This is a genomic window from Bizionia hallyeonensis (assembly GCF_042657385.1).
Classification (GTDB): Bacteria; Bacteroidota; Bacteroidia; order Flavobacteriales; family Flavobacteriaceae; genus Algorimicrobium; species Algorimicrobium hallyeonense.
On sequence record NZ_JBHSLA010000002.1, the window covers coordinates 81,866 to 104,201 of the forward strand.

Here is a 22,336-nt window from a genome sequence, read left to right on the forward strand (position 1 = left end):
CTTATAAAGTTCCAAATAATTCTACTAGTTTTTTCTGACGATAGGCAAAAATTTCATCTAATTTGGGTTTCACAATTAATGGGTGTATCAGTTGACCTAGTATACCCATAGGAACTTTATAATCTATAATATCTTCCATTTCTACACCACCATCAATGGCTTTAATAAAATGTTTATGATGCCAAAGCGCATAAGGACCAAAGCGTTGCTCATCCACAAAATATGCCTTATCAATGACGTGTGTAATTTCTGTTACCCATTTGGTTTTAATACCTAAAACAGGCGTTACAATATATTGAATTAATTGACCTGCAAACATAGGCCTGTCCGCTCCTGAAAGAATATGAAAGCCCATGTAATCTGGTGTAATAGTTTTAAGATTTTTTGGGTCCGATAAAAATTCCCATGCCTGATCTACAGAAATTGGTAGATTTTGCTTCGCGTGTAAGGTGTAAATTTTCATTAGTTATTGAGTAAAACGTAAAGATTTAAAGAGGTTGCAATGCAAAGCCATATCATATAAGGGACTAATAAATAGCGCCAAGAATTCATGGCATCCACACGAAAGGTGAAAAAGAAATAAAAGATTACGAGTGTTAATAAAACAATCGTGATTAAAGCGAATAGTACGAGGTGCTGATTAAAAAACAAAAAATTCCAAGCAATATTTAAAACCACCTGAAGAGCAAATACGCCTATTATTAATGGCGATTGGTAATCTTTAAACAGATAGGTTAAATACACCGAAAAGCAAATCATGATAAATGTCCATGCCGCGCCAAAAACCCAGCCTGGAGGTGTCCAAGGTGCTTTATTTAAATTGGTGTACCAAGGCGACGTGGCGCCATCACCCATTAACCAGCTACCAATTGCTAAACTGCCAAAATTTATAATTAGAAACAGAACTAAAAGTGGGACAAATTTCATATTACTTATTTTGTAAAATTTCTATTTTATCAGCAATTTTTTGGGCTTCAGCATATTTTAAATCGCTAGCTTTTCTATCGGTTGTTGATAGGCGATGCCAGTCTTTCATAATAACTTCATATTGTTTCTGAAGTTTTTCAATTTCAGATTTTGATTTAAAGAGTCCAAACATAATTACAGCGTTAAATTTTTAGTAATTTTTCCACTCATAGGATTGGTAACAGAAAAATAATAATCTACTAATTGCCCGTTTCCATCCACTAAATACTTTTGGAAGTTCCACTTAACACTGGAACTAGATTTTCCGTTTAACTCCTGATTGGTTAACCACTTATAAAGGGCATGTTGATTATCACCTTTAACGTCTACTTTTTCCGTCATTTGGAATGTTACCCCATAATTGGCTTGGCAGAACGTTTGGATATCGGTGGCAGTTCCAGGTTCTTGACCACCAAATTGATTACATGGAACGCCAATAACCATCAGGTTGTCCTTGAAAGTATCGTAAAGTTTTTGCAAATCTTCATATTGACCCGTAAAACCACATTTGGACGCCACATTGACAAACAATATATGTTTTCCTTTAAAATCTGATAATTTTAACGGTTTACCATCCAAACCGTTAATGGCAATATCATAGATGGATTGTGTTGGTTCGGTTTGTGCTTGACTTTTATTAAATAAACTAAACATAATTATAAGTGTAAATACGTATTTCATGAGTTATATTTTGAAGGATACAATGCCGCAATCCATCTCGAAAATTTGACCAGAAATAGCGGCTGCATGATCCGATAGGAGGAATGAAGCCATTTCGGCAACTTCTGTTGGGTTTAAGAATTTTTTAAGGGGATGCCGCTCTGTAATGTTGTTAATCATTTTCTCGTTTCGCAGTAATTTAGACGCTAATTCGGTATTCGTAACTGTAGGCGCAATGGCATTTACACGAACTGTTGGTGCCAATTCAGCGCCAATAGATTTTACCAAACCTTCCACAGCTGCTTTTGAAGCCGCCACGCTAGCATGAAACGGCATCCCTAATTTTGCAGCTACTGTACTAAAAAATAACATGGACGGTTTATCTCCTTTTTTTATTATAGGAAGATATTTTTGAATTGCTTGAACAGCACCTATCACATTAATTTCAAAATCCGAACGAAAATCATCTAAATTTAAACGGCCAATGGGCTTTAAATTAATACTGCCAGGACAATATATTAAGCCATCAGCTTGATCTAAATCTGGTAGTTCATCACTCAAAATATCAACCGCATAATGTTTTAAATTATCATGATCAAAATCAGGTTTAGACCTGCTTAAATTAATGACCTTATGATTTTTTAATAATTTCATGGAAATTGCGCGACCAATGCCTTTGCTGCCACCAACAATAATATATGTTTTCATAAAACGTTTCCTTTATACCGTTGGTCTGCCTTTCAGGCGTTTTTCAACTTTTTGCTTAATAGCAGTTAAACGCTTCATGATATCCATAATACGTTCATCTTTTTTCTTTTTGTAAATCTGATTTAGTTCTAAAATAAGACGTTTGGCTTCTCTAGAAATTTCAATTCTATCACTAGTTGATAACGATTTCATTTTGGTTTGCTCAAATTCTAAAGCTTGTTCTATTGTATCCATAATTTAATGATTTAAATAGTTTTGTAATTCAATTATTTTTTCTGGCGTATTAAAAACACCACCATAAAAGGCGGTTACCGTTTCAGAGGAATCATCTTTAATTCCTCTAGAAGACACGCACAAATGTTTGGCATCAATAATTACGGCTATGTCTTCAGTTTCTAAAATAGTTTGGAGTTCGTTGGCTATTTGATTCGTTAAGCGCTCCTGTACCTGGGGCCTTTTGGCAAAATATTGCACAATTCTATTTAACTTGGATAAACCTATTACTTTACCAGAAGAAATATAGGCTAGATGTGCTTTGCCAATAATTGGCACAAAGTGATGTTCACAATTGGAGTAAAAGGTAATATTTTTTTCGAGAACCATTTGATTATAACGATACTTATTTTCAAATAAGGCAACTTTAGGCTTGTTTTTAGGGTTTAAACCAGAAAATATTTCATCTATATACATTTTAGCAACACGATCAGGTGTTCCTTTTAACGAGTCGTCCGTTAAATCTAAACCCATAACATCCATTATTTCTTCAAATAACACAGAAATACGTTGCTTTTTTTCGGAATCTGAAAGTTTGAACGCATCAGATTTCATAGGTGTTTCTAATCCTGTTGATAAATGGTCGTTCCCAATCATGTCCGTAGAAAAATCATTTAAACTGTTTTTATGTTGATTTTTAGATAATGTAGATTCTATTTTCATACTCTCTTTTTATTACGTGCTGTCCTTATTTTATTGAGGCAAAGCACCATTAGCGTTTACTTATTTTATTATGCGTAATTTGTTTTTGTCTACTACATTTAAAACGTCCTTTTTCAAAAGAGCGTAATTTTTCATGTTTAGTTTTCCTACCTTGAGCCCGTTTGCGCCACATTCTGAAACTGCTAGGTTTCATTTCGCGCCGCATGAGGTTTATAACATCTTGTTCTTCCAAACCAAATTGAAATTTAATAGCCTCAAATGTGGTTCGGTCTTCCCAAGCCATTTCAATAATTCTATCTATCTCGCGCGTTTTAAAACTATTCATGAGTCCATAAAGTTAAAACGTTGATCATAAACCACTTTAGCATCTAATAAACGTTTAAAAAAAGCTTTATTCTCTTTAAACATGTTATTATTTTCAAAGTTGATAAACTTACCTTGAGCATGAATGCTAGCGCCATTAGTTTTATATAAAACCAATTGATAATAAGGAATAATCCAAGAAAAATTCTTTAGGCCTTTATTAATATATATAATGATTCCGCCAGAACGCATTTCAATATTGGCGTAATTAATATCTGAAACGCGGTTTAAATAGGCTTGTAAATTCGGACTAACCTCATTTATAATCATGCGTTTAGAGCCAATTCCTTTCAACTTGAGTGCTTCAAAAAAAGAATAAGGCTTCCCTATTAAGTCCGAAATAACTTCTTTATACTCTTTGTCGTGATATGTACTGTTTAATATCAAATTAGGTTTATTTAATATCAAAGTTACAAAATGTTTAACAATTATTATCAGAAGTTAAACAAAAATTAACAATTGTTTTGGAAATTAATGCATTAATCGTCGTTCTTCAATAAATTAGAGCGATTATCAATGGTGTGTTTTTTAAGAATGCGCATGCTTTCATTTTTAACTTTGGGGTTTTTCTTCATATTCCAAAGTGTTTCACTAGCACGTTTTCTTTTCGATTTTAAATCAACAATAGGGAAGGGGTAGTCTATACCTAATTGGAAATTATTGAATTGTTGGTCTAAAGTAGTCATTAAATAGGGTTCATGCACGAATGGTAAATCTAAATCACGTAGTTCAGGAACCCAATGTTTAATAAATATCCCATCAGGATCATGTTCTAAACTGTTTTTTATGGGATTATAAATTCGTAAATTATTTATACCTGTTTCACCTGCCTGCATTTGCAATTGTGGATAATGAATTCCAGGTTCGAAATCTAAAAATTGCCGCGATAAATGTTTGGAGGCATCTTGCCATGGTTGCCATAAAATATGCGTAAAAAACGATACTAATAAGGCACGCATTCTAAAATTAATATAGCCGGTTTGGTTTAAGCAGCGCATGCTAGCATCTACCAAAGGAAACCCGGTTTGTCCCGTTTTCCAAGCCATTTGGTAGTGTTCTGAAATAGATTTTTTAAGTTTATGGTAACCCTTATTAACGCTCACCTTTTCCATAATATGTTCCATCTCAAACTTTTGAATAAAATGCGCTTGCCAACGTAATCGGGAACGGAAAGCAGATAATTGCTTCTTATAGCTAGACGATACTTGAGCGGTTTTAGACGCTTGATACACTTGCCTAACAGATAAATTGCCCCAAGCAATATAAGGTGACAAACGACTGCAACTTTTTCGAGATTTTTCAGGTTTAGAAATATGAAACATATAATCCTTATGCCTATTGTTTAAAAAGGATAGTAGGTATTTATTTCCTGTTTTCGTTCCGCCTTCTTGAAAAGGCTTATCTGTTGCCGTTTCTAGATTTGCTGATTGACATTGCGTTTCTAATTCGGAAATAGCATCTAAGGGCAAAAAATTAGAAGTTTGAGCTGTAAAGGTAATAAGCGGTTCAGCCATAATTTTATTCCAGTTTTCAAACCATAATTCACGAGTTTTTAAACCACGAACCACACCATTTTGAATGCTTTCTTGCCATGAAATTACATTATTTTTGCAGTAGCGTTTAAACGCTTTGTCCCGATCAAAAGTTACTTGAATTCCCGTTTCTTGATGTGAATAAACGTTTTTAATTTGATACGAATTAGAAATTATGTTACAGGCCGAAATGATATCAGAATTTATAGCCAGCACTTTCGTATTATAGGGATTTAAAAAGGCATTCATATCGCGAAGAGATTCTTTTATAAAATCCCAATGCCGTTCGCTATAATGTGGATCATCAAGAAGTAATTGTTCAAAAACAAACAAACAAAGGACGCGGACATTCTGCTCCAGTGCCTTTTTTAAAGGCTCATGATCTTCTAAACGCAAATCGCGTTTAAACCAAACAATATGTATGGGTTCTCGGTTAGTATTCATCTTGATTTTCTATAATGTGATTGGCGCGTTTTTTCAATGCTGAAAGCTTATCGGCATCCATTTTATTAAGGATGGAATACATCATTTTCATTCTAAAATTGGATTCTAATTGTTCACGCTTATCATCCAAAAAGTTCCAATATAGGCTATTGAATGGGCAGGCATCGGCTTCTGTTTTTTTCTTATAGTTATAATGACAACCGTCACAATAATTACTCATTTTCTGAATATAGGAACCCGAAGACACATAGGGTTTGGTAGCAATATTCCCACCATCGGCAAATTGACTCATGCCATGTGTGTTTGGTAATTGTACCCATTCAATTGCATCTGCATAAATTCCTAAATACCATGCATCTACAGCATCTGGATGGGTTTGGGTTAGGAGTGCGTAATTTCCCGTAATCATCAAACGTTGAATGTGATGCGCATACGCGTTATCCAAGGAATTGGAAATACTATGTTTTAAGCAAGCCATTTTAGTGTTTCCTGTCCAAAAGAAATCGGCTAAACTATTCCTATTGTTTAAATAATTCTGCTCTTTGAAGTCTGGCATTAATGCCCAATACATGCCACGCATATACTCACGCCAACCAATTACTTGACGGATAAATCCTTCTACTTGCGAAATATCTATAGAATCTTCATGCTTTCGGTAATAATTTAAAATTGTATCAACCACATTTCGGGCGGAAATCAATTTGATATTCATGGCAAATGATAAGCGTGAATGAAATAAATAAACTTCATCGGTATGCAAAGCATCTTGATAATCGCCAAAATGAATTAATAACTGTTCACAGAAATATTTAAGCTGCTCCAAAGCTTGCTTCCTGTTTATAGGATAATTGAAGGTTTTTAGGTTCCAATTCCCCATGGTTTTAATACCGGATTTTTCAATATCTGAAACGACTGCAGATACCTCATTCTTAAAATATTTGTACGTTGGAATTTCAGGTTCGTTTTTCCATTTCTTCCGATTAGATTTATCGTAATTCCATTTACCACCTTCCGGATTACCATAAGCCATTAAAATGTCATGTTTTTTACGCATGTCGCGATAAAAATTTTCCATAACAAATTGCTTTTTGCCTTTATAGAACGTTTGTAAATCTTCACGTTTGGTGTAAAAATGTGACGTATCAACAACATTACATTCTATGGAAAGGGTTATAGCGAATTTTTGCAATTGCCTATCCAATCTATATTCATCCGGCAGTTGATATTCAAAGCAAGAAATGTCTTTTTCACGGATAATTTTTTGAAGATTTTCAGGCAGTTTTTGCGTATTATTTTTATCCGTAATTTTATAATAAATAAACTGGTGTCCAGCAGATTCTAACGTGGAAGCAAATTCGCGCATGGCTGCGAAAAACCCAATTACTTTTTGAATATGATGGGTGACATAATCGGTTTCTTGGCGCATTTCAAAAATAGCGTAAACGATATCATCATCAACGGATTTAAACCAAGGATGCTTAATATTTAACTGGTCGCCTAAAAGGAGTCGGAGTGTTTTCATTCAAATAACGTATTTTGAAGCCATTGCTTCTGAAATTTACCATGTTCATCATAACGGTCGGCCTGGAGCTTCACATTAAAAGTCCTATTTCTAGGGTCGTTTCCAACACCTGCCACGTACAACCAGTTACCATAATTGCTATGCACATCATAATCTATAAGTAGGGATTCAAAATATGCCGCACCAACGCGCCAATCGAGTTCTAATGTTTTGGCAAAGTAAGATGCCACATTTTGTCGCCCACGATTACTCATCCAGCCGGTTTTATTGAGCTCCATCATATTAGCATTTACAAACCGTTCAGGTGTTGCTCCAGAACACCACTTTTTAATTAAAGTTGGATTTGTTTTCCAATTATAGGATTGTTGATTAATACCATCAATTTTAAAAATAGCATTCCCATGTTGCAAGGCAATAAACTTGAAGAAATCGCGCCAGATTAATTCGAAAATAAGCCAATAAGTCGATTCATTTTTGAATTCTGTGCGCTCAAACTCTTTAATGGCCCAATATATTTGCCTAGCACTAATACAGCCGTTGGCCAACCACGCCGAAAATTTAGAGCTGTAATCTGTACCTAATAAACCGTTTCTAGTTTTCTTATAAAATCCTATTTTTTTGGTTTCAAACACATAAGTGTTTAATCGGTTTTGAGCAGCCGTTTCGCCACCCGAAAATGGAAAAGCCGTTTGCGTATGGGTTGTAAATTCCGAAAAACCTAGAATTTTTAAATTTGGAATGGTTGTGGTATTTTTAATTTTAATAGCATCTTGTTTTTCTATTTTAAATAGGCTTCTAACTGCACATGTCTTCTCTAATACTTTTCTAAAATTTGTAAATACCTTTGGAATGTTATTTACATGAATTAAAACATCATCAGGATGAAATAAAAACTGATCATACAATTCATGAAAGCTTGTGTGCTTAGAAACTTTAGCTTTAAGGTTTTGAATAGTTTGAGTTTCTTCACTTGTAAATTCTTTTTGTAAACAGATATCTGATATACTATAAGTTTTACATAGTTTTGGAATGGCTATTTCTGGTTTCTCGTAGAATGTAAATAACGGAATATTGAGTGACTCCAACTGGTTTTTTAAATCCTGAACACTTTCAATCGTAAAACGGGCACGATATTTTTCTGTTTTTTTAAAACCGTATGTGGTTGTTTCGTAATGTCGAGGATCAAAACAATAGATGCCAATTAAAGGATGGTTTAATTTTAAGGCATGGGCCAAAACCGTATTATCTTGAATCCGTAAATTGGTGGTAAACCAAACTAATGTATATGTGTTTTGTTTCGTTTGCATCGTTCGCTACAATAAATTACGTGCTCCCAATTATTTCGCCATTTTTTACGCCAAGAAAATGGTATTTGGCAAACAGGACATATTTTTTTAGGTAAATCTGATTTTTTCAATTAGCTGGCAAGTTTGTTAATCATACCTCTAAAAATAAAACCATGAAATGGTAAAACGCTATACCAATAGAGTCGTCCTGCCAAACCCCGTGGTCTAAACGTAGCGGTTTGTTTCAGTTTATTATCTTCAATTTTAAATTCTAACCAAGCTTCGCCAGGTAATTTCATTTCGGCGTAGAGTAGGAGCTTTTGTTTGTCTTTATCCGCAAAAATGACACGCCAAAAATCAAGTGAATCGCCTACATGCAATTCTGTTGGACTTGTACGTCCGCGTCGTAAACCAATGCCGCCCACCATTTTGTCCATATAACCACGCAATCGCCATAAACGGGTTCCATAATACCAACCGGTATTGCCGCCAATAGCCCAAATTTTCCGAATGGTTTCTTCTGGATCTGTAACAGGACGTTCCTTATAATCTTTAAAACAACCATATTTTGGTACATTGACATATTTATGGAAATTATTTTTGAGTCGGCCGCTACTCACCATGGAATCTTTCCAACTAGAAATAATACTATTTTGTTCTATTTTTTCAAAAGCTAAGGAAACAGCTTCTTTATATGACAATGGTTTTATGCCTAAAAGTTCCTCTATATTGCTTGGCTTACCAATTATTTGAACACCCATGCTATCTACTAAAGACGAAGCTAATTTGTAGGATGTGGACGTCACGAAATACAACCAGTATGATGATAATTTGGGTGTCATAACAGGAACCGTTAAAATGTAACGTTTGAGTTTACGGACTTCGGCAAATTCCAATAACATTTGTTTGTATGTGAGTACTTCAGGACCGAAAATATCATAAGCCTGATTATAAAGCCGTTCGTCTCCAGCACTTTTTGATAAATAACTTAATACGTCACGGACAGCCAAAGGTTGCGTTTTGGTATTAAGCCATTTTGGTGCAATCATAAAAGGTAATTTTTCTACTAAATCACGAATAATCTCAAAAGAGGAGCTTCCAGAACCTACAATAATTCCAGCCTTGAAAATAGTGGTCGCGTAATTGTCTGATTTTAGAATTTCTTCAACCTGTTTGCGTGAGCGCAAATGTTTAGATAACTCTTTATCGTTAGTAATACCACTTAAATAGATAACTTGTTGAACATTGGTTTTTGTTATGGCCGTTTTAAAATTTTCGGCACAACGCGCTTCTAAATCTTCAAAATCTTTGGAGGAATTAGACATGGAGTGGATTAAATAATAAGCCACATCAATATCTTTTGGGGGATTAGTTAATGTTTCCGGTTTTAGAAAATCACCTTCAATAAAATCTATGTGAGGATCTTCCACATAAAGCTTATCCGCTCTTAAAATATCGCGAACCACACAAATAACATGATGACCATCTTGAACAAGTAATGGTATTAAGCGTTTGCCAATATAACCTGTTGCACCTGTAACAAGAATTTTCATATTTAGTGGGTATTTAAATTGGTTTTTGGCCGTTGGTAGGGGTGTCGCTCTTTTAATTCTGGAATGGCATAGCCATCTAATCCATTGATGGTGACAACTTGTGCCTTGGATAAATTAACGAACCCGTCTGTTTCTAATAAATGATCTTGAATATATAAATGTTTTATTTTACCTATGACTAATATGGTTCCATTGGATTTAATATGGTATTCTTCAATAAATTCCATGAGCATCTGTAAAGGTGTCGTTGCTACAAAAGGCACATTTATTCCCAATTTATATTCGGCTTTTAATGAGGTAACATCAAATTCAGAAATCTGTTTATCATATTTTGCTGATGTATGATGCGCTTCAGAAATTATAGATTCATGCACGTGATTTAAAGTGTAAAACCCCGTTTCTTTTATGTTATCGTAGGTGTTTCTGGTTACCGTTGTTGGTCTCATAAAAACACCTAATAAAGGTGGGTCTGAACCAACATGCGTAACTGAACTAAAAATAGCCACGTTTTCAATGCCATCTCCAGATTTAGTCCCAATTAAATTGGCCGATTTGAAACCAGAACAACTATTTATAAGGTTTATTTTATAAAGATGTTCTAATTTAGAGATTTTTTCATGGCTGAAATGTTTCATTATAGGTTGTGAAAATTATTGATTTTTACATCTTTCGCTTTTAAGTCGAACATTAAATTATACAGTCCAAAAAATGTTCGGTTTATATAAATAAAATGTTTAGAACCTCGGTTTCCATTCATTTTACGCAATTCCGTATTTTTTGAATATTTTTCACCTAATTCAGCAATGCGTCCAAAGAATGATGGATCTGAAAAATCAAAAGTTTCCGCATGAAATGGTTGGGTGAAAATGCTTAACATTTCATGAAACATAGTTGAGAAAAATTCTAATTCTTCAGGCGAATCGTCTGGTTTTAAAATTTCTAATTTGAACATTTTTTCTCGAAAGATTTTCGGGTTTTCAATGCTTTCCTTTTCAGCTAATTCAAAATAAGGAACATAGAAATCTTCAGGAATGGTTTTCATACATCCAAAATCTAAAGCAATTAAGTGCCCGTCATTTGAAATTAGAAAATTTCCCGGGTGCGGATCGGCATGAACTTTTTTAAGCTTATGAATTTGAAACATGTAGAAATCCCAAAGCGATTGTCCAATGGTATTGGCCATATCCTGATTGGTGTTTTTTGCTGTGAATTCAGACAAATGTTTACCCATCATGTAATCCATAGTAATAATCCGTTCGGAAGATAATTCTGGATAATAATCGGGGAATTTTAAATTGGGAATATGAGAACATGCTTTTGCTATTTCTTGACTTTGTTCAAGCTCTAAGATATAATTGGTTTCTTCAACCAGTTTATTTTCTACCTCTTTGAAGTACTTATCAGAATCTTTACCTTTAATATTAAACATTTTAATAGCGATGGGTTTTACCATGGCTAAATCCGATTGGATACTTTCGGCAACACCTGGGTATTGAATTTTTACAGCCAATTTTTTACCACTTTTTTCGGCTAAATGAACCTGTCCAATACTGGCAGCATTGACGGAAGATGAATTGAAGGTGTCAAAAATTTCCTCTGGTGATTTTCCAAAATAGGTTTTAAATGTTTTTACTACTAAAGGTGGTGATAATGGCGGAACAGAGAACTGGGCTAATGAGAATTTTTCCACATAAGCCTGCGGCAAGATGCTTTTTTCCATGCTTAACATTTGGGCAACTTTAAGTGCGCTACCTTTTAATTGTTTTAAGCCATCATAAATATCTTCTGCGTTATTTTGATTTAATTTTTCTTTAGCTTCTAGTTCTGTTTTAGTGAGTTTATCACCATAATATTTTAAGTAATTTACACCCACTTTAGCTCCTGTTTTTACCAGTTTGCTAGCACGTTGTATTTTGCTTGTCGGAATACTATCAATTGTTTTCATAGGCTTTATTGCATTTTTTCTTTAAAGAGGAATTTCCCTAAATCCAAAACGCTTTTTAGTGGTTTGATATCCATTAAATCAAAACCAGCATGTACGGACTTTTCTATAAAAATGTCTGTCTTTTCAAAGGAAGGTGATGTGTCGTCTAACCAAAACTTCATGATCATCATAAGTTGAATCCAAAAAGATTCTTGTTTGGAGTAATCTTGAAGTTTAACAATACGTGGCTCTTTAATATCAAGGGTTTCAATGTTTAATGTGTCAATATATTTTTTGAAAGCATGACGTAATTCAGAAAGCGTACTTAATGATTTTAACCCTTTATTTTCAAGTGCAAAAACGACATAGCTTCGGTTTGCCGTTAAATTTTCAAAAAAGGTGAAATAAAAGCTTAATAATTTATTTCTAGCATCAAAATGTTGATATGCTTCGCTTTTTTCTAGCATTTGTAAGGTGTTATCAAAAAATGCCTTGAATATGGATTTTTCTAAAGCTTCAAAAGAAGCAAATTTTTTATAAAAATCAGCTTCTTCAAAATTGTTGTCTTTTGCAAAAGCATACACGGTTTTTGGTGTATGGCTATGCATTAAAACATAATCCATATAGAATGAAATAAGCTTGTCTTGGGTGATGTTTTTCTTTTTTGCCATAATAATTAAATTCTTGTGTAAAGATACAAAATGTTTAACTAATTGACAGGAAAGTTAAACAATATTTTTTCGAATTCGTATTTTAGTGTATCCGCAAAGCGAAAAAATAGTATATTTGTTAAAGAAAACTTAACAATTATGAAAACAAGTCAAATACGCTACATAGGTATTTTTTTATTAGTAGCAAACATGAGTTTTGCTCAAAACAAATCAGTAAAAGAATCGGAACTTCAGCAAGTAAAAGTAGATACGCTTTATTCGGTAGAGGAGCGAGCAAATATGCAGCGTTGGTTTTATGATCGCGTAAATGATATGAAATTATCAGCAGAGCTTCGTGATGATTACGATCGTATTGTAAATAAATATGTGTTTGATATGAGTCGCTTAAATGATTAGGACAAAACGTATACACGTGATGAAATACATGAGCAGTTTAATATATTGGTTGGTAAAATGAATGAGGAATTAAAAGGGATTTTAACTACCAATCAATATGTAAACCATTTAGAAAATTTTGGACAAATTCAGCGCAGTGTTTAAAGTAAATGGAACTTTAAGGACTAGTCATTAATTTATACTTTAGTTAACAAGCTTTTGACTGTTTAATCGTATTTTTGTGGACTATAAAAAATAAATCAATTTAATTTTAATTACTATGAAAAAAGCAATACTAATTTTAGCAGCTTTTGTGTTAACATTTAGCATACAAGCACAAGTAACAACACCAGAATCTAGTCCATTTAGTAAAGTGGAGCAGAAGGTTGGATTAACAGATGTAACGATTGAATATTCGCGTCCAGGAGTTAAAGGACGAAAAATATTTGGAGGACTTGAAGCTTATGACAAAATGTGGCGTACTGGTGCTAACAAAAACACCATCATTACATTTAGTGACCCTGTAACTATTAACGATTACGAATTAAAAGCAGGTTCTTACGCTATTTTTACAAAGCCTGGAGAATCTATGTGGGAAGTGTATTTTTATTCAGACACTAACAATTGGGGAACACCTGAAAAATGGGATGAAAGTTTAGTTGCTGCAATTGCAAAAGTAAAAGTGGAGAAAATTCCATTCACGGTTGAAACATTTACTATAGATATTAATGATATTAAAACAGGAAGTGCTAGATTAGAAATGATGTGGGAAAACACTTATATCGGTATACCTTTCACGGTTCCTACGGATGATAAAGTATTAGCCTCTATAAATGACGCCTTAAACGGAACGCCAAAAGCCACTGATTATTATGCTTCTGCTGTTTATTACCTAAATGAAGGAAAAGATATTAAGCAAGCTAAAGAATGGATTGATAAAGCTATGAGTATGATGGATAGCCCTGCGTATTACCAAGTAAGACAACAAGCTTTAATATATGCCAAAGCGGGTGATACCAAAGGTGCTATTGAATTAGCTAAAAAATCTTTAGAAGGTTCTAAAGCTGCGGGTAACATGCAATATGTTAAATTTAATGAGGAATCATTAAAAGAATGGGGAGCTAACTAATATATGGTTTTACGACTCACCTCACTATTTGCACTATTGGTACTATCTTTACAAAGCTACTCTCAAGAAGCCGAATGGTTATCGGGCGAGTTACACTTGGTAAATGGAAGCTTAAAAAAGGGACAAGTTAAAATCCCGCAACCAACAAAATCGATACGAATCGGTGCTAATAAGGTTGCTTTTAGAGCTAATAAAGACGCCAAAACAACGCGGTTTAAGGATCACGAAATAGCTTTTGTTTATTTGACCTCTCGGACAGATGGTACGGTAAAGTATGTGAATATTATTGTGGATAAAAAACTAGCACTTTTTCGTGAAGTTGAAACTATTGGTGATTTAACTATTTATGCGCGTAGCATGCAGGTTAATCATGCATCAACTGTTGGTGTTTGGTTTTCATCAAACTTTAATGAAATATATGTACAACGCGAAGGTGAAAAGCAAGCCTCTGAATTAGTAAGCGCTACACGTGGTTTAAACTATTTTCGCAAAAATGTGAATGCTTATTTTTCTAATTGTAATTCGGTGGTCATGGCTTCCGAACCTATTGAAAAAAAGGAGGATGTTTTATCTGCATTACAGTATTATAAAAACTGCATTTAAATGAAATGCCTACTTTAACAAAAAAACGACTTGGTAATAGCAAGTCGTTTTTTTTATGCTTAATCCGAACTTTCTAATTGAAACAATTCCTCAACAGGTTTTTTAAAGAGTCGGGCTAACTTTAAAGCTAAAACCGTAGATGGTACATACTTGTTTTTTTCCATGGCATTTATGGATTGTCTGGAAACGCTGATAGCTACAGCCAAATCTGCTTGGGTCATGTTATGCCTGGCACGCTCTACTTTTAAATTATTCGTCATGACTAGTAGATTTTAATTTTAAGAAATTAAAGCGAATAATGAAGATGAAAAGCGGTGTAAACATATTAAATATCATCACGTTAAAAAATAGCATATCATAAACAAAAATGACAGCAAACGCTAAAATGGTATAATTTACAATTATAGCCCAAACCAGCGATTCGGTTCGCAGTTGGTAAATAAATTCATCTTCTACTTTCTCTTTGGTGAAACCAATTAGTAAGCCACCAATAATGATAGCGAGTGCTGAAAGTTCATCAACGATTCCATTCTTTATAATTTTAAACCAACCTTCTTCTGTTCCTGTAAATAGACTATCATCATTATAAATGCTTAAAACGTTTAGTTTTATTATATCAGGATCCATATCTGTGGCATATAAAAAGAGGCCTGAAATTAGTCCAAGAACAAGTAATACCCAACCAAACACCTTGTACTTGTGTGGCAATAAATAATTAGTTTTCATAATTGTCCGATTTAAAATTGACAATTCAAATACAAAATAAACTTTACATATTGACAATTTTATTTGACAAAAGGTTGTAAGAACTAGACAATTAGAATACTAAAAGGAGATAGATTATTAATGCTTTAAATTCTATTTTTGTTCGTAAACTGAATCATGATAGCAATAGCCACTACAATGGCACAGCCAACAAAATTCAACCATAAGAATGGTAAATTAATGTATTCATACAGATCTAGCAAAAACAAAGAGATTACCAAAATTTGAGTTATAATAGCGGCAATAAAAACAGCACGACCTTTAACGGCTTTTACAAAAAAGGCTAACAGGAAAATACCTAGAACATTTCCGTAGAAAATGGATCCAATAATATTAACTAACTGAATTAAGTTTTCGGCAAGATCGGCGACACAAGCAACGAGAATAGCTATAATTCCCCAACCTAATGTAAACCAACGTGACACTTTTACCATTTCCGTATCGGTTCTTTCGCGGGTGTTTCTTTTAAATAAATCAATTGTTGTTGTGGAAGCCAAAGCGTTTAATTCACTAGATGTGCTGGACATAGCTGCACTTAATATAACGGCTAATAACAGCCCAATTAAACCACGCGGTAGGTTGTTTAAAATAAAATTGATAAACACATAATCTTTATCATTACTTTCCACTTTTACGCCTTTAGTTTCGCCAGCTTTATCAATTAAATATCGCGCACGCGCACGAATACTATCATTTTTGGCATTTGCGGAAGCCACGCCTGCAATGGAAGCTTCATTTTTATTGGCTATAAAATTGGCAATTAATACTTGTTTGGTATCGTAAATGGCATCTTGTTCAGCTTGAAGTTGTTCGTATTCTTGGGCGAATTTGGTATTTAAAACCACTTCAGTTGCTACAGGATTAAAGTTAATTGGCGCTTTATTAAATTGATAAAACACAAACACCATAACACCCACTAACAGTATAAAAAACTGCATGGGTATTTTAAAAAGTCCGTTGAACATTAGTCCCAATTGCATTTCACGAACAGATTTTCCAGACAAATAGCGTTGTACTTGACTTTGGTCTGTACCGAAGTAGGAAAGCATCAAAAACGTACCTCCAATAATACCACTCCAAAATGTATAGCGATTATTGAGGTCGAAAGAGAAATCTAAAATCTCCATTTTACCGCTTGCACCAGCAATATCTAAAGCATTGCTAAAGGTGATATTTTCTGGAAGTTTATTCACAATAAGAATAAAAGCGATAATCATTCCTGTAAAAATAACAACCATCTGGTGTTTCTGCGTTACATTGACCGCTTTAGTACCACCAGAAACGGTATAAATAATAACAAGAATTCCGATTATAATATTGAGTAGTAATAAATTCCAACCTAATACAACTGATAAAATAATGGCTGGCGCAAAAATGGTAATACCAGCAGCTAAACCACGCTGAATAAGAAATAAAATGGCTGTTAATGTTCTGGTTTTTAAATCGAAACGATTTTCAAGAAATTCATAAGCAGTGTATACATTAAGTCTGTGATACAAAGGAATAAATACCATACATATGACAATCATGGCAATTGGCAGTCCGAAATAGAATTGCACAAAACCCATTCCGTCATTAAAAGCTTGACCTGGAGTGGATAAAAACGTAATTGCACTGGCTTGGGTTGCCATGACCGACAGACCAATAGTCCACCATTTAGAGCTATTACCACCTTTTAAAAAATCTTGAACATTTTTACTGCCACGCGTTTGATAGGTTCCGTAAGCAACAATTGTAATTAAAGTAATGGATAATACAATCCAGTCGAGAGTTTGCATAGTTAAAAAGCTTGCATGATGAAATAAAACGCTAAAATATAAAGCGCATTAGCAATGAGTAAAATTGTATACATTTTTTCCCATTTGTATTTTTCTTGCTTCATGGTTTTTAATTTTTCGGTTTTATTTTCCTAAAGATAAAATATTTGCAAATAAGCGATACGCACCGGAAACTCCAGCAGGAAATTCCCTAAAGAAACTCAAGCCTGTATAGATGTAGTAGCCTTTTCCGTATTGCGCCACTAATAAACTTCCTTTTTTGGCTGACTCCCCTTTATCATGCATGGATAAAATTGGTGTAAAATCCGTACTCCATTTATCCGGGAAGTATAGTCCACGCTCTTGCGTCCAGTTTTCAAAATCTGTTTGGGTTATTTTATTAGGGACATTTAAAACAGGATGATTGGGTGCTAAAAATTTAACCTCCGCAAACTCATCGGTGACACGATCGCGAGATAATTTTAATGTATAAGGCGCCAACTCATCGGTTACCAAACCGCGGCTCGTGTTATATTGAACCACCATATTACCACCATTCTTTACAAAATCGAATAAAACAGATTGTTTAAATTTTAATGTTTCAACAGTGTTATATGCGCGTATTCCGATAACAACAGCATCAAAGCCTTTTAAATTATCAGGCGTAATGTCATCAGGTGATACAGTAGTCACGTTATACCCAATTTGTTGTAAACTTTCTGGAACAACATCGCCAGCACCCGCAATATAGGCAATGTTTTCGCCTTTTTTCTTAATATCTAAACGAACCACTTTACTTTCGCTTGGCAATAAAACGGTTTGGTAAGGAATATGAACGTAATCAATTTCAATTAGTTCATTGGAGTACATGTTCCCATTAATTGAAATAATTGGTTTGATGAATCCTTCACTTTGAATTTTAGGAGGCGTTATGGAAAATAAAACCGTTTGTTCTTCACCTTTATTGCTAATAGTTACTTGGTGATTTTCGGGTGAAACGCGCCAACCGTCAGGAACTGATAAGTGGACCATTCCTTCCAAATTATCGTGTCCAGCTTTTACATGTACAGGAATATCTTTTGTGTTAACCGTTTCAAAAATGATGACTTTTTCGGCAATTCTAGCCGAAGCTTCTGGGATGATTTCAAAAGGCTTATAAACTTCTCCTTTCACAGGATCGTTGGTTTTATAAACAACGGGCTTCATGAATGGAATGTTTGTTCCAGCAATATTAATATAAAAGGTGACATTAAAATAATCTGGTGATTCCGGTTTGCCGATTAGAGATTTATCAGAAACTTTATACATGCCTAAACTTCCTTTTTCAATGAGCCAATAAGGTGTTGTTACAGGCGCATTATCGGTACTTGGTATGTGAAAAATTTCTTGAATTTTTATGGATTCATTTTCATTTAGTTCAATGCCTTTCGGAACTTCTAATCCATCTGGATTGGTGAATGACACCAACGTCATTTTTGCTGGACTTCTATTAATAGCTTCTAAATTTAGTTGAATACTTTCACCGGATGTAGCTTGATTCGTTTCCGCCACAGCCTCCACAAATAAACCAGCGCAAGCCGCAATAATGGCTTTAATCTCTTTGGTTTTAATAATTTTCCAATGCGTATTTTCTAAAGCTTGAATGGCATTATAGGCTTTAACCAACTTTGGAAGGGAAGCAGCTGGGTTTTTAAAATCGTAATTGGCTTCCACCTCTTTAAGAATAATGCCAATCTTGGCACCACCTTTTACACGATTCCAACTGGTATCAATACCTTCAAATAAATTGGTTGGAGTGGTTGGCATGGTACCTTTTATCAATTCAATATATTCCATTTCGGTACCACGTGTTCCAGTATTTCCGAAACCTTGCGATTTATGCTGACTTCTGCTTAAGGCTGCAATTTCCGGGTTACTCAAACCGCTTGAAGGAAAATAGATGCCGGTATCCAAGCCAATTAAATTACTCTTATCGGCTCTATCAAACTTCTCTTGACTGCCATAAAACCACCATGATGTATTGAAAAACGCACGTTGAACTTGCCAAGTTTCCGTTGTTTGTAATTGATTCGGATAGATTGAAGCATCATTTGCTAAATCAAAAGCCTCCAAACTCAACATAGCCGAACTGGTATGATGACCATGGGTACTTCCTGGACTTCTGTGGTCAAAACGATTTATGATAATATCTGGTTGAAATTGACGAATAGCCAATACCACATCACTTAAAACTGCTTCTTTATTCCAAATAGCCAACGTTTCTTCGGGATGTTTGGAATACCCGAAATCGTTAGCACGAGTAAACAATTGTTCACCACCATCAATCGCTCTAGCTGTTAAGAGTTCTTGCGTTCTTATAACACCTAAAAGCTCCCGAATTTCTGGACCAATGAGATTTTGGCCTCCATCACCACGTGTTAAGGATAAATAGGCGGTTCTTGCTTTGACGTTATTTGCCATATAGGAAATAAGTCGTGTGTTTTCATCATCAGGATGTGCAGCAACATATAAAACCGACCCTAAAAAATTGAGTTTTTTTATGGACTCGTAAATTTCCGAACTATTAGGTTTTTTGGGTTGCTGTGCGTAGGAAAGCGTGGTACTTATTAGAATTAAAAATAGGAAACGTACTAGTTTTATCATAATGGCTTTTGGCTAAAAGACCAAATATAATAAAGACTTATTAAGATGTTTGGCTTTAAGTTTTTTTTAACGCAATGATATACGGGAATTCTACTAACTTTTTGAGATGCGTAAAACGAAAACTATAAATAGGAGGGTAACAAAATTGAAGTTTTATTGATATCAGGTTGTAACAATAAAACTAATAATCATGAAAAATTTAAAAACAAATAAACTTTTACTATTTTTTACATGTTGCTTTTTAGCGCTGGTATCTTGTGATGATGACAACGATCCAATTAACAATGTATGTGAAAACAGTTATGTAGATAATTTGATTAATTCCGTGTTCGCGACCAATATTGATTATGATTTATATGAAACCATGGATTTAGAAACGCATGAATATGATATAATTATAAATGCAAACGGCGAAATTTGTTCTGTAGGGTATCAAAATGCAACGGCTTATGCGGGTGGCTATACTATGGAGGTTATTAATAATACTTCTGGTGCATCTTATTCTGGCACCCATACATTTTCTCAAACAGCATTAGATTATCAAGCCATTACACCTGTAATAGTTTCGTCTGGTGATGAGATTACCGTAAGAAGAACAATTTTGCCAGGTTATGGTAATTTAAATGAAACTATAGGGCGGATTTATAGAAAAATCGATTTTTCTCCCGTTCCATACCCAATAACGGAAGGAAACGTGGTTTTTCAAAGTTCTAATTTCTATGGATCAGGAGGTCCTGTTATAAATTATGGTCAGCCTTATATTGCTTTAGGTTTTAAAGTAGATTAATACCAGAATTACTCTTCAAGAAATTTTAGGGATGGTTGAAAATTAAAACCACTTCATGCGTTTAAAGTAGTAAACCATTCCTATAAAAATAACGAACATAATACCCAATAGTATAAAGTAACTATTTTCAAAATGAAGTTCTGGCATATTATCGAAATTCATACCATAAATACCTGCTATAAAGGTTAATGGGATAAAAATAGTCGCGATAATAGTCAGTACTTTCATGACCTCATTCATTTTATTACTAATAGTGGTCATGTACATATCCATTAAACTCCAAATCATTTCGCGATAAATATCTATACTGTCGGATAATTGAATAATATGGTCATATACATCATCATAAAACTGAATGGTTTTTTTATGAATAAGTGTATTATCACTTTTTAGAATACGACTAATTATTTCACGTAAGGGAAAAATAGACCGACGGACTTTTAATAATTCCTTTTTAAGACTTAATACCTGTTGACTTAAATCTTCTTTAATATTCCCACTAAACAATACATCCTCTAAATCTTCCACTTTGTTGCCCATGGTTTCACTAACAATGTAGTAATGGTCAACCACGGCGTCTATTAAAGCATACAGTAAATAATCCGAACCCATGGTACGGATTCTTCCTTTGCCGGCGCGCAATCGTTCACGAACCGTATCAAAAACATCACCTTCCGATTCCTGAAAAGTTAGTACATAGTTTTTTCCAAGTACAAAACTGACTTGTTCTATAGTAATATTTTCATCAACATCATAATACAGCATTTTTAAGGATACAAAAATGTAATTTTCATATTCATCAATTTTTGGTCGCTGTGACGTATTGACAATGTCTTCTAATACAAGGGGATGCAAATTGTAATGCGCACCTATTTTTTCAATTTCATCAATATGACTTAAGCCATTAATATTAATCCAAGTAATGGAATCTGTAGACTTAAATTTAAAGGCGTCCTCAATGAATTCAAGTTCTAATTCATTGATAAATTCAGGATTATAATCAAACGACTCAATAAAAAGCTTTTGTGCAGTTTTATCTCCCGTATAAATTAAAGTTCCTGGCGATTTGCCAACGTGTTTCTTATACTTTGATGTTCTTTTTTTACCCATAATGTTGAAATTTACAACAATTATTTGAAAAAATTATACAGCATCAGTGCCATCGTCTTGTGGTAAAACAATAGCATCCTTTTTTAGAAGCGTAACAGGTTTTTGTAGAATTAAGTTGTTTGGATAGGTTACCAAGTCGCCATTATCCAAACGTAAATGCAGTTGAAACGCCGCAATATCCTCAATGATAGCCTCAATTGGGAAGTCCTTATCGTGAATCATGATTTTATCGCCAACCTTATATGGAAAGTTGAAAAACATAATTATTCCGGATGTAATATTGCTTAAAATAGACCATATAGCAAAAAGCGCAATTCCTATGACAGCAAAAACGGAGGAAAAAACAACCGCAATTTCTTCAAATTGAGCACCGAAAATAATAGTTTCTATTAGGAGCCAAATTAAAATAAGCGTGGCCGTAGCATACCTTGAAATTAGATGAATTCTTGCATCATTAATTCCAGCTTTATGGCCAATTTTTTTAATTAATTTTCGGGCTATATACCGAATAATTAATAAAACTAAAAGAAGGATAATACTTCCTAAAATTTCCGATTCATAATTTTTAAAAAACTGTATAAATAATAACATAATTGATTAAC

At 34.0% G+C, this 22,336-nt stretch carries 27 protein-coding genes; 4 read left to right on the top strand and 23 right to left on the bottom strand.

What is annotated here, in order from left to right:
- Position 1: 1 nt before the first annotated feature.
- From ACFPH8_RS05785 to ACFPH8_RS05865, 17 genes are all read right to left on the bottom strand, one after another.
- Positions 2 to 463: an SRPBCC family protein gene (locus ACFPH8_RS05785; protein WP_248400287.1), complete on the bottom strand. Its 462-nt coding sequence runs from the start codon at positions 461 to 463 to the stop codon at positions 2 to 4.
- Positions 463 to 927, bottom strand: a complete 465-nt coding sequence (locus ACFPH8_RS05790; protein ID WP_376859244.1) for a TspO/MBR family protein — start codon at positions 925 to 927, stop codon at positions 463 to 465. The genes ACFPH8_RS05785 and ACFPH8_RS05790 overlap by 1 nt, the downstream gene beginning before the upstream one ends.
- 1 nt (position 928) lies before the next feature.
- Complete coding sequence (locus ACFPH8_RS05795) at positions 929 to 1,099, bottom strand: Lacal_2735 family protein (RefSeq protein WP_248400285.1); 171 nt, start codon at positions 1,097 to 1,099, stop codon at positions 929 to 931.
- A gap of 2 nt (positions 1,100 to 1,101) precedes the next feature.
- The gene (locus ACFPH8_RS05800; RefSeq protein WP_376859976.1) at positions 1,102 to 1,620 is read right to left on the bottom strand and encodes a glutathione peroxidase; all 519 of its coding nucleotides are present in this window, start codon (positions 1,618 to 1,620) and stop codon (positions 1,102 to 1,104) included.
- A 30-nt stretch (positions 1,621 to 1,650) separates the two neighbouring features.
- Positions 1,651 to 2,334 (bottom strand): SDR family NAD(P)-dependent oxidoreductase, encoded by a 684-nt coding sequence (locus ACFPH8_RS05805; RefSeq protein ID WP_376859247.1) that lies wholly within the window; start codon positions 2,332 to 2,334, stop codon positions 1,651 to 1,653.
- A gap of 12 nt (positions 2,335 to 2,346) precedes the next feature.
- Positions 2,347 to 2,568: a hypothetical protein gene (locus ACFPH8_RS05810; RefSeq protein ID WP_376859249.1), complete on the bottom strand. Its 222-nt coding sequence runs from the start codon at positions 2,566 to 2,568 to the stop codon at positions 2,347 to 2,349.
- 3 nt (positions 2,569 to 2,571) lie between these two features.
- Positions 2,572 to 3,204 carry a GTP cyclohydrolase I FolE gene (gene folE / locus ACFPH8_RS05815; protein ID WP_376859978.1) on the bottom strand — a complete coding sequence of 211 codons (633 nt, stop codon included), beginning with the start codon at positions 3,202 to 3,204 and terminating at the stop codon, positions 2,572 to 2,574.
- Positions 3,205 to 3,319: 115 nt separating this feature from the next.
- A complete protein-coding gene (locus ACFPH8_RS05820) occupies positions 3,320 to 3,595 on the bottom strand; it encodes a TIGR03643 family protein (RefSeq protein ID WP_376859251.1) in 276 nt (91 codons plus the stop codon).
- Positions 3,592 to 4,020: a hypothetical protein gene (locus ACFPH8_RS05825; RefSeq protein WP_376859253.1), complete on the bottom strand. Its 429-nt coding sequence runs from the start codon at positions 4,018 to 4,020 to the stop codon at positions 3,592 to 3,594. Before ACFPH8_RS05825 ends, ACFPH8_RS05820 begins: the two co-directional genes overlap by 4 nt.
- A gap of 92 nt (positions 4,021 to 4,112) precedes the next feature.
- Positions 4,113 to 5,609: a cryptochrome/deoxyribodipyrimidine photo-lyase family protein gene (locus ACFPH8_RS05830; protein WP_376859255.1), complete on the bottom strand. Its 1,497-nt coding sequence runs from the start codon at positions 5,607 to 5,609 to the stop codon at positions 4,113 to 4,115.
- Positions 5,599 to 7,131, bottom strand: coding sequence for a cryptochrome/photolyase family protein (locus ACFPH8_RS05835; RefSeq protein ID WP_376859257.1), 1,533 nt, complete (start codon positions 7,129 to 7,131; stop codon positions 5,599 to 5,601). Before ACFPH8_RS05835 ends, ACFPH8_RS05830 begins: the two co-directional genes overlap by 11 nt.
- The gene (locus tag ACFPH8_RS05840; RefSeq protein WP_376859259.1) at positions 7,128 to 8,438 is read right to left on the bottom strand and encodes a DASH family cryptochrome; all 1,311 of its coding nucleotides are present in this window, start codon (positions 8,436 to 8,438) and stop codon (positions 7,128 to 7,130) included. Before ACFPH8_RS05840 ends, ACFPH8_RS05835 begins: the two co-directional genes overlap by 4 nt.
- On the bottom strand, positions 8,408 to 8,548 hold the full coding sequence (locus tag ACFPH8_RS05845) for a DUF2256 domain-containing protein (RefSeq protein ID WP_376859261.1): 141 nt from the start codon (positions 8,546 to 8,548) through the stop codon (positions 8,408 to 8,410). The genes ACFPH8_RS05840 and ACFPH8_RS05845 overlap by 31 nt, the downstream gene beginning before the upstream one ends.
- Positions 8,549 to 9,970 carry an SDR family oxidoreductase gene (locus tag ACFPH8_RS05850; RefSeq protein WP_376859263.1) on the bottom strand — a complete coding sequence of 474 codons (1,422 nt, stop codon included), beginning with the start codon at positions 9,968 to 9,970 and terminating at the stop codon, positions 8,549 to 8,551.
- 2 nt (positions 9,971 to 9,972) lie between these two features.
- Positions 9,973 to 10,605 (bottom strand): flavin reductase family protein, encoded by a 633-nt coding sequence (locus ACFPH8_RS05855; protein WP_376859265.1) that lies wholly within the window; start codon positions 10,603 to 10,605, stop codon positions 9,973 to 9,975.
- Positions 10,605 to 11,915 carry an ABC1 kinase family protein gene (locus ACFPH8_RS05860; RefSeq protein ID WP_376859267.1) on the bottom strand — a complete coding sequence of 437 codons (1,311 nt, stop codon included), beginning with the start codon at positions 11,913 to 11,915 and terminating at the stop codon, positions 10,605 to 10,607. Before ACFPH8_RS05860 ends, ACFPH8_RS05855 begins: the two co-directional genes overlap by 1 nt.
- A gap of 5 nt (positions 11,916 to 11,920) precedes the next feature.
- Complete coding sequence (locus ACFPH8_RS05865; RefSeq protein WP_376859269.1) at positions 11,921 to 12,565, bottom strand: TetR family transcriptional regulator C-terminal domain-containing protein; 645 nt, start codon at positions 12,563 to 12,565, stop codon at positions 11,921 to 11,923.
- Positions 12,566 to 12,703: 138 nt separating this feature from the next.
- Here ACFPH8_RS05865 and ACFPH8_RS05870 point away from each other — a divergent pair, with 138 nt between their 5' ends.
- From ACFPH8_RS05870 to ACFPH8_RS05880, 3 genes are all read left to right on the top strand, one after another.
- A complete protein-coding gene (locus ACFPH8_RS05870) occupies positions 12,704 to 12,961 on the top strand; it encodes a hypothetical protein (protein ID WP_376859271.1) in 258 nt (85 codons plus the stop codon).
- Positions 12,962 to 13,220: 259 nt separating this feature from the next.
- Entirely contained in the window at positions 13,221 to 14,069 is an 849-nt protein-coding gene (locus ACFPH8_RS05875) for a DUF2911 domain-containing protein (RefSeq protein WP_376859273.1), read from the top strand.
- 3 nt (positions 14,070 to 14,072) lie between these two features.
- Entirely contained in the window at positions 14,073 to 14,672 is a 600-nt protein-coding gene (locus ACFPH8_RS05880) for a hypothetical protein (protein ID WP_376859275.1), read from the top strand.
- Positions 14,673 to 14,731: 59 nt separating this feature from the next.
- Here ACFPH8_RS05880 and ACFPH8_RS05885 read toward each other — a convergent pair whose 3' ends face one another.
- From ACFPH8_RS05885 to ACFPH8_RS05900, 4 genes are all read right to left on the bottom strand, one after another.
- Positions 14,732 to 14,932: a helix-turn-helix transcriptional regulator gene (locus ACFPH8_RS05885; RefSeq protein ID WP_376859277.1), complete on the bottom strand. Its 201-nt coding sequence runs from the start codon at positions 14,930 to 14,932 to the stop codon at positions 14,732 to 14,734.
- Positions 14,922 to 15,398, bottom strand: coding sequence for a hypothetical protein (locus tag ACFPH8_RS05890; RefSeq protein ID WP_376859279.1), 477 nt, complete (start codon positions 15,396 to 15,398; stop codon positions 14,922 to 14,924). The genes ACFPH8_RS05885 and ACFPH8_RS05890 overlap by 11 nt, the downstream gene beginning before the upstream one ends.
- Before the next feature lie 125 nt (positions 15,399 to 15,523).
- Positions 15,524 to 17,215, bottom strand: coding sequence for a sodium:solute symporter family protein (locus ACFPH8_RS05895; RefSeq protein WP_376859281.1), 1,692 nt, complete (start codon positions 17,213 to 17,215; stop codon positions 15,524 to 15,526).
- A gap of 123 nt (positions 17,216 to 17,338) precedes the next feature.
- Entirely contained in the window at positions 17,339 to 19,837 is a 2,499-nt protein-coding gene (locus tag ACFPH8_RS05900; RefSeq protein ID WP_376859283.1) for a PIG-L family deacetylase, read from the bottom strand.
- Positions 19,838 to 20,027: 190 nt separating this feature from the next.
- On the opposite strand from ACFPH8_RS05900, the gene ACFPH8_RS05905 reads away from it, so the two are divergent.
- Complete coding sequence (locus tag ACFPH8_RS05905) at positions 20,028 to 20,624, top strand: hypothetical protein (protein WP_376859285.1); 597 nt, start codon at positions 20,028 to 20,030, stop codon at positions 20,622 to 20,624.
- A 42-nt stretch (positions 20,625 to 20,666) separates the two neighbouring features.
- Here the strand turns inward: ACFPH8_RS05905 and corA are convergent, their stop codons facing one another.
- Positions 20,667 to 21,734 (bottom strand): magnesium/cobalt transporter CorA, encoded by a 1,068-nt coding sequence (corA, locus tag ACFPH8_RS05910; protein WP_376859287.1) that lies wholly within the window; start codon positions 21,732 to 21,734, stop codon positions 20,667 to 20,669.
- A gap of 33 nt (positions 21,735 to 21,767) precedes the next feature.
- A complete protein-coding gene (locus ACFPH8_RS05915) occupies positions 21,768 to 22,325 on the bottom strand; it encodes a mechanosensitive ion channel domain-containing protein (RefSeq protein ID WP_248400232.1) in 558 nt (185 codons plus the stop codon).
- Positions 22,326 to 22,336: the final 11 nt, after the last annotated feature.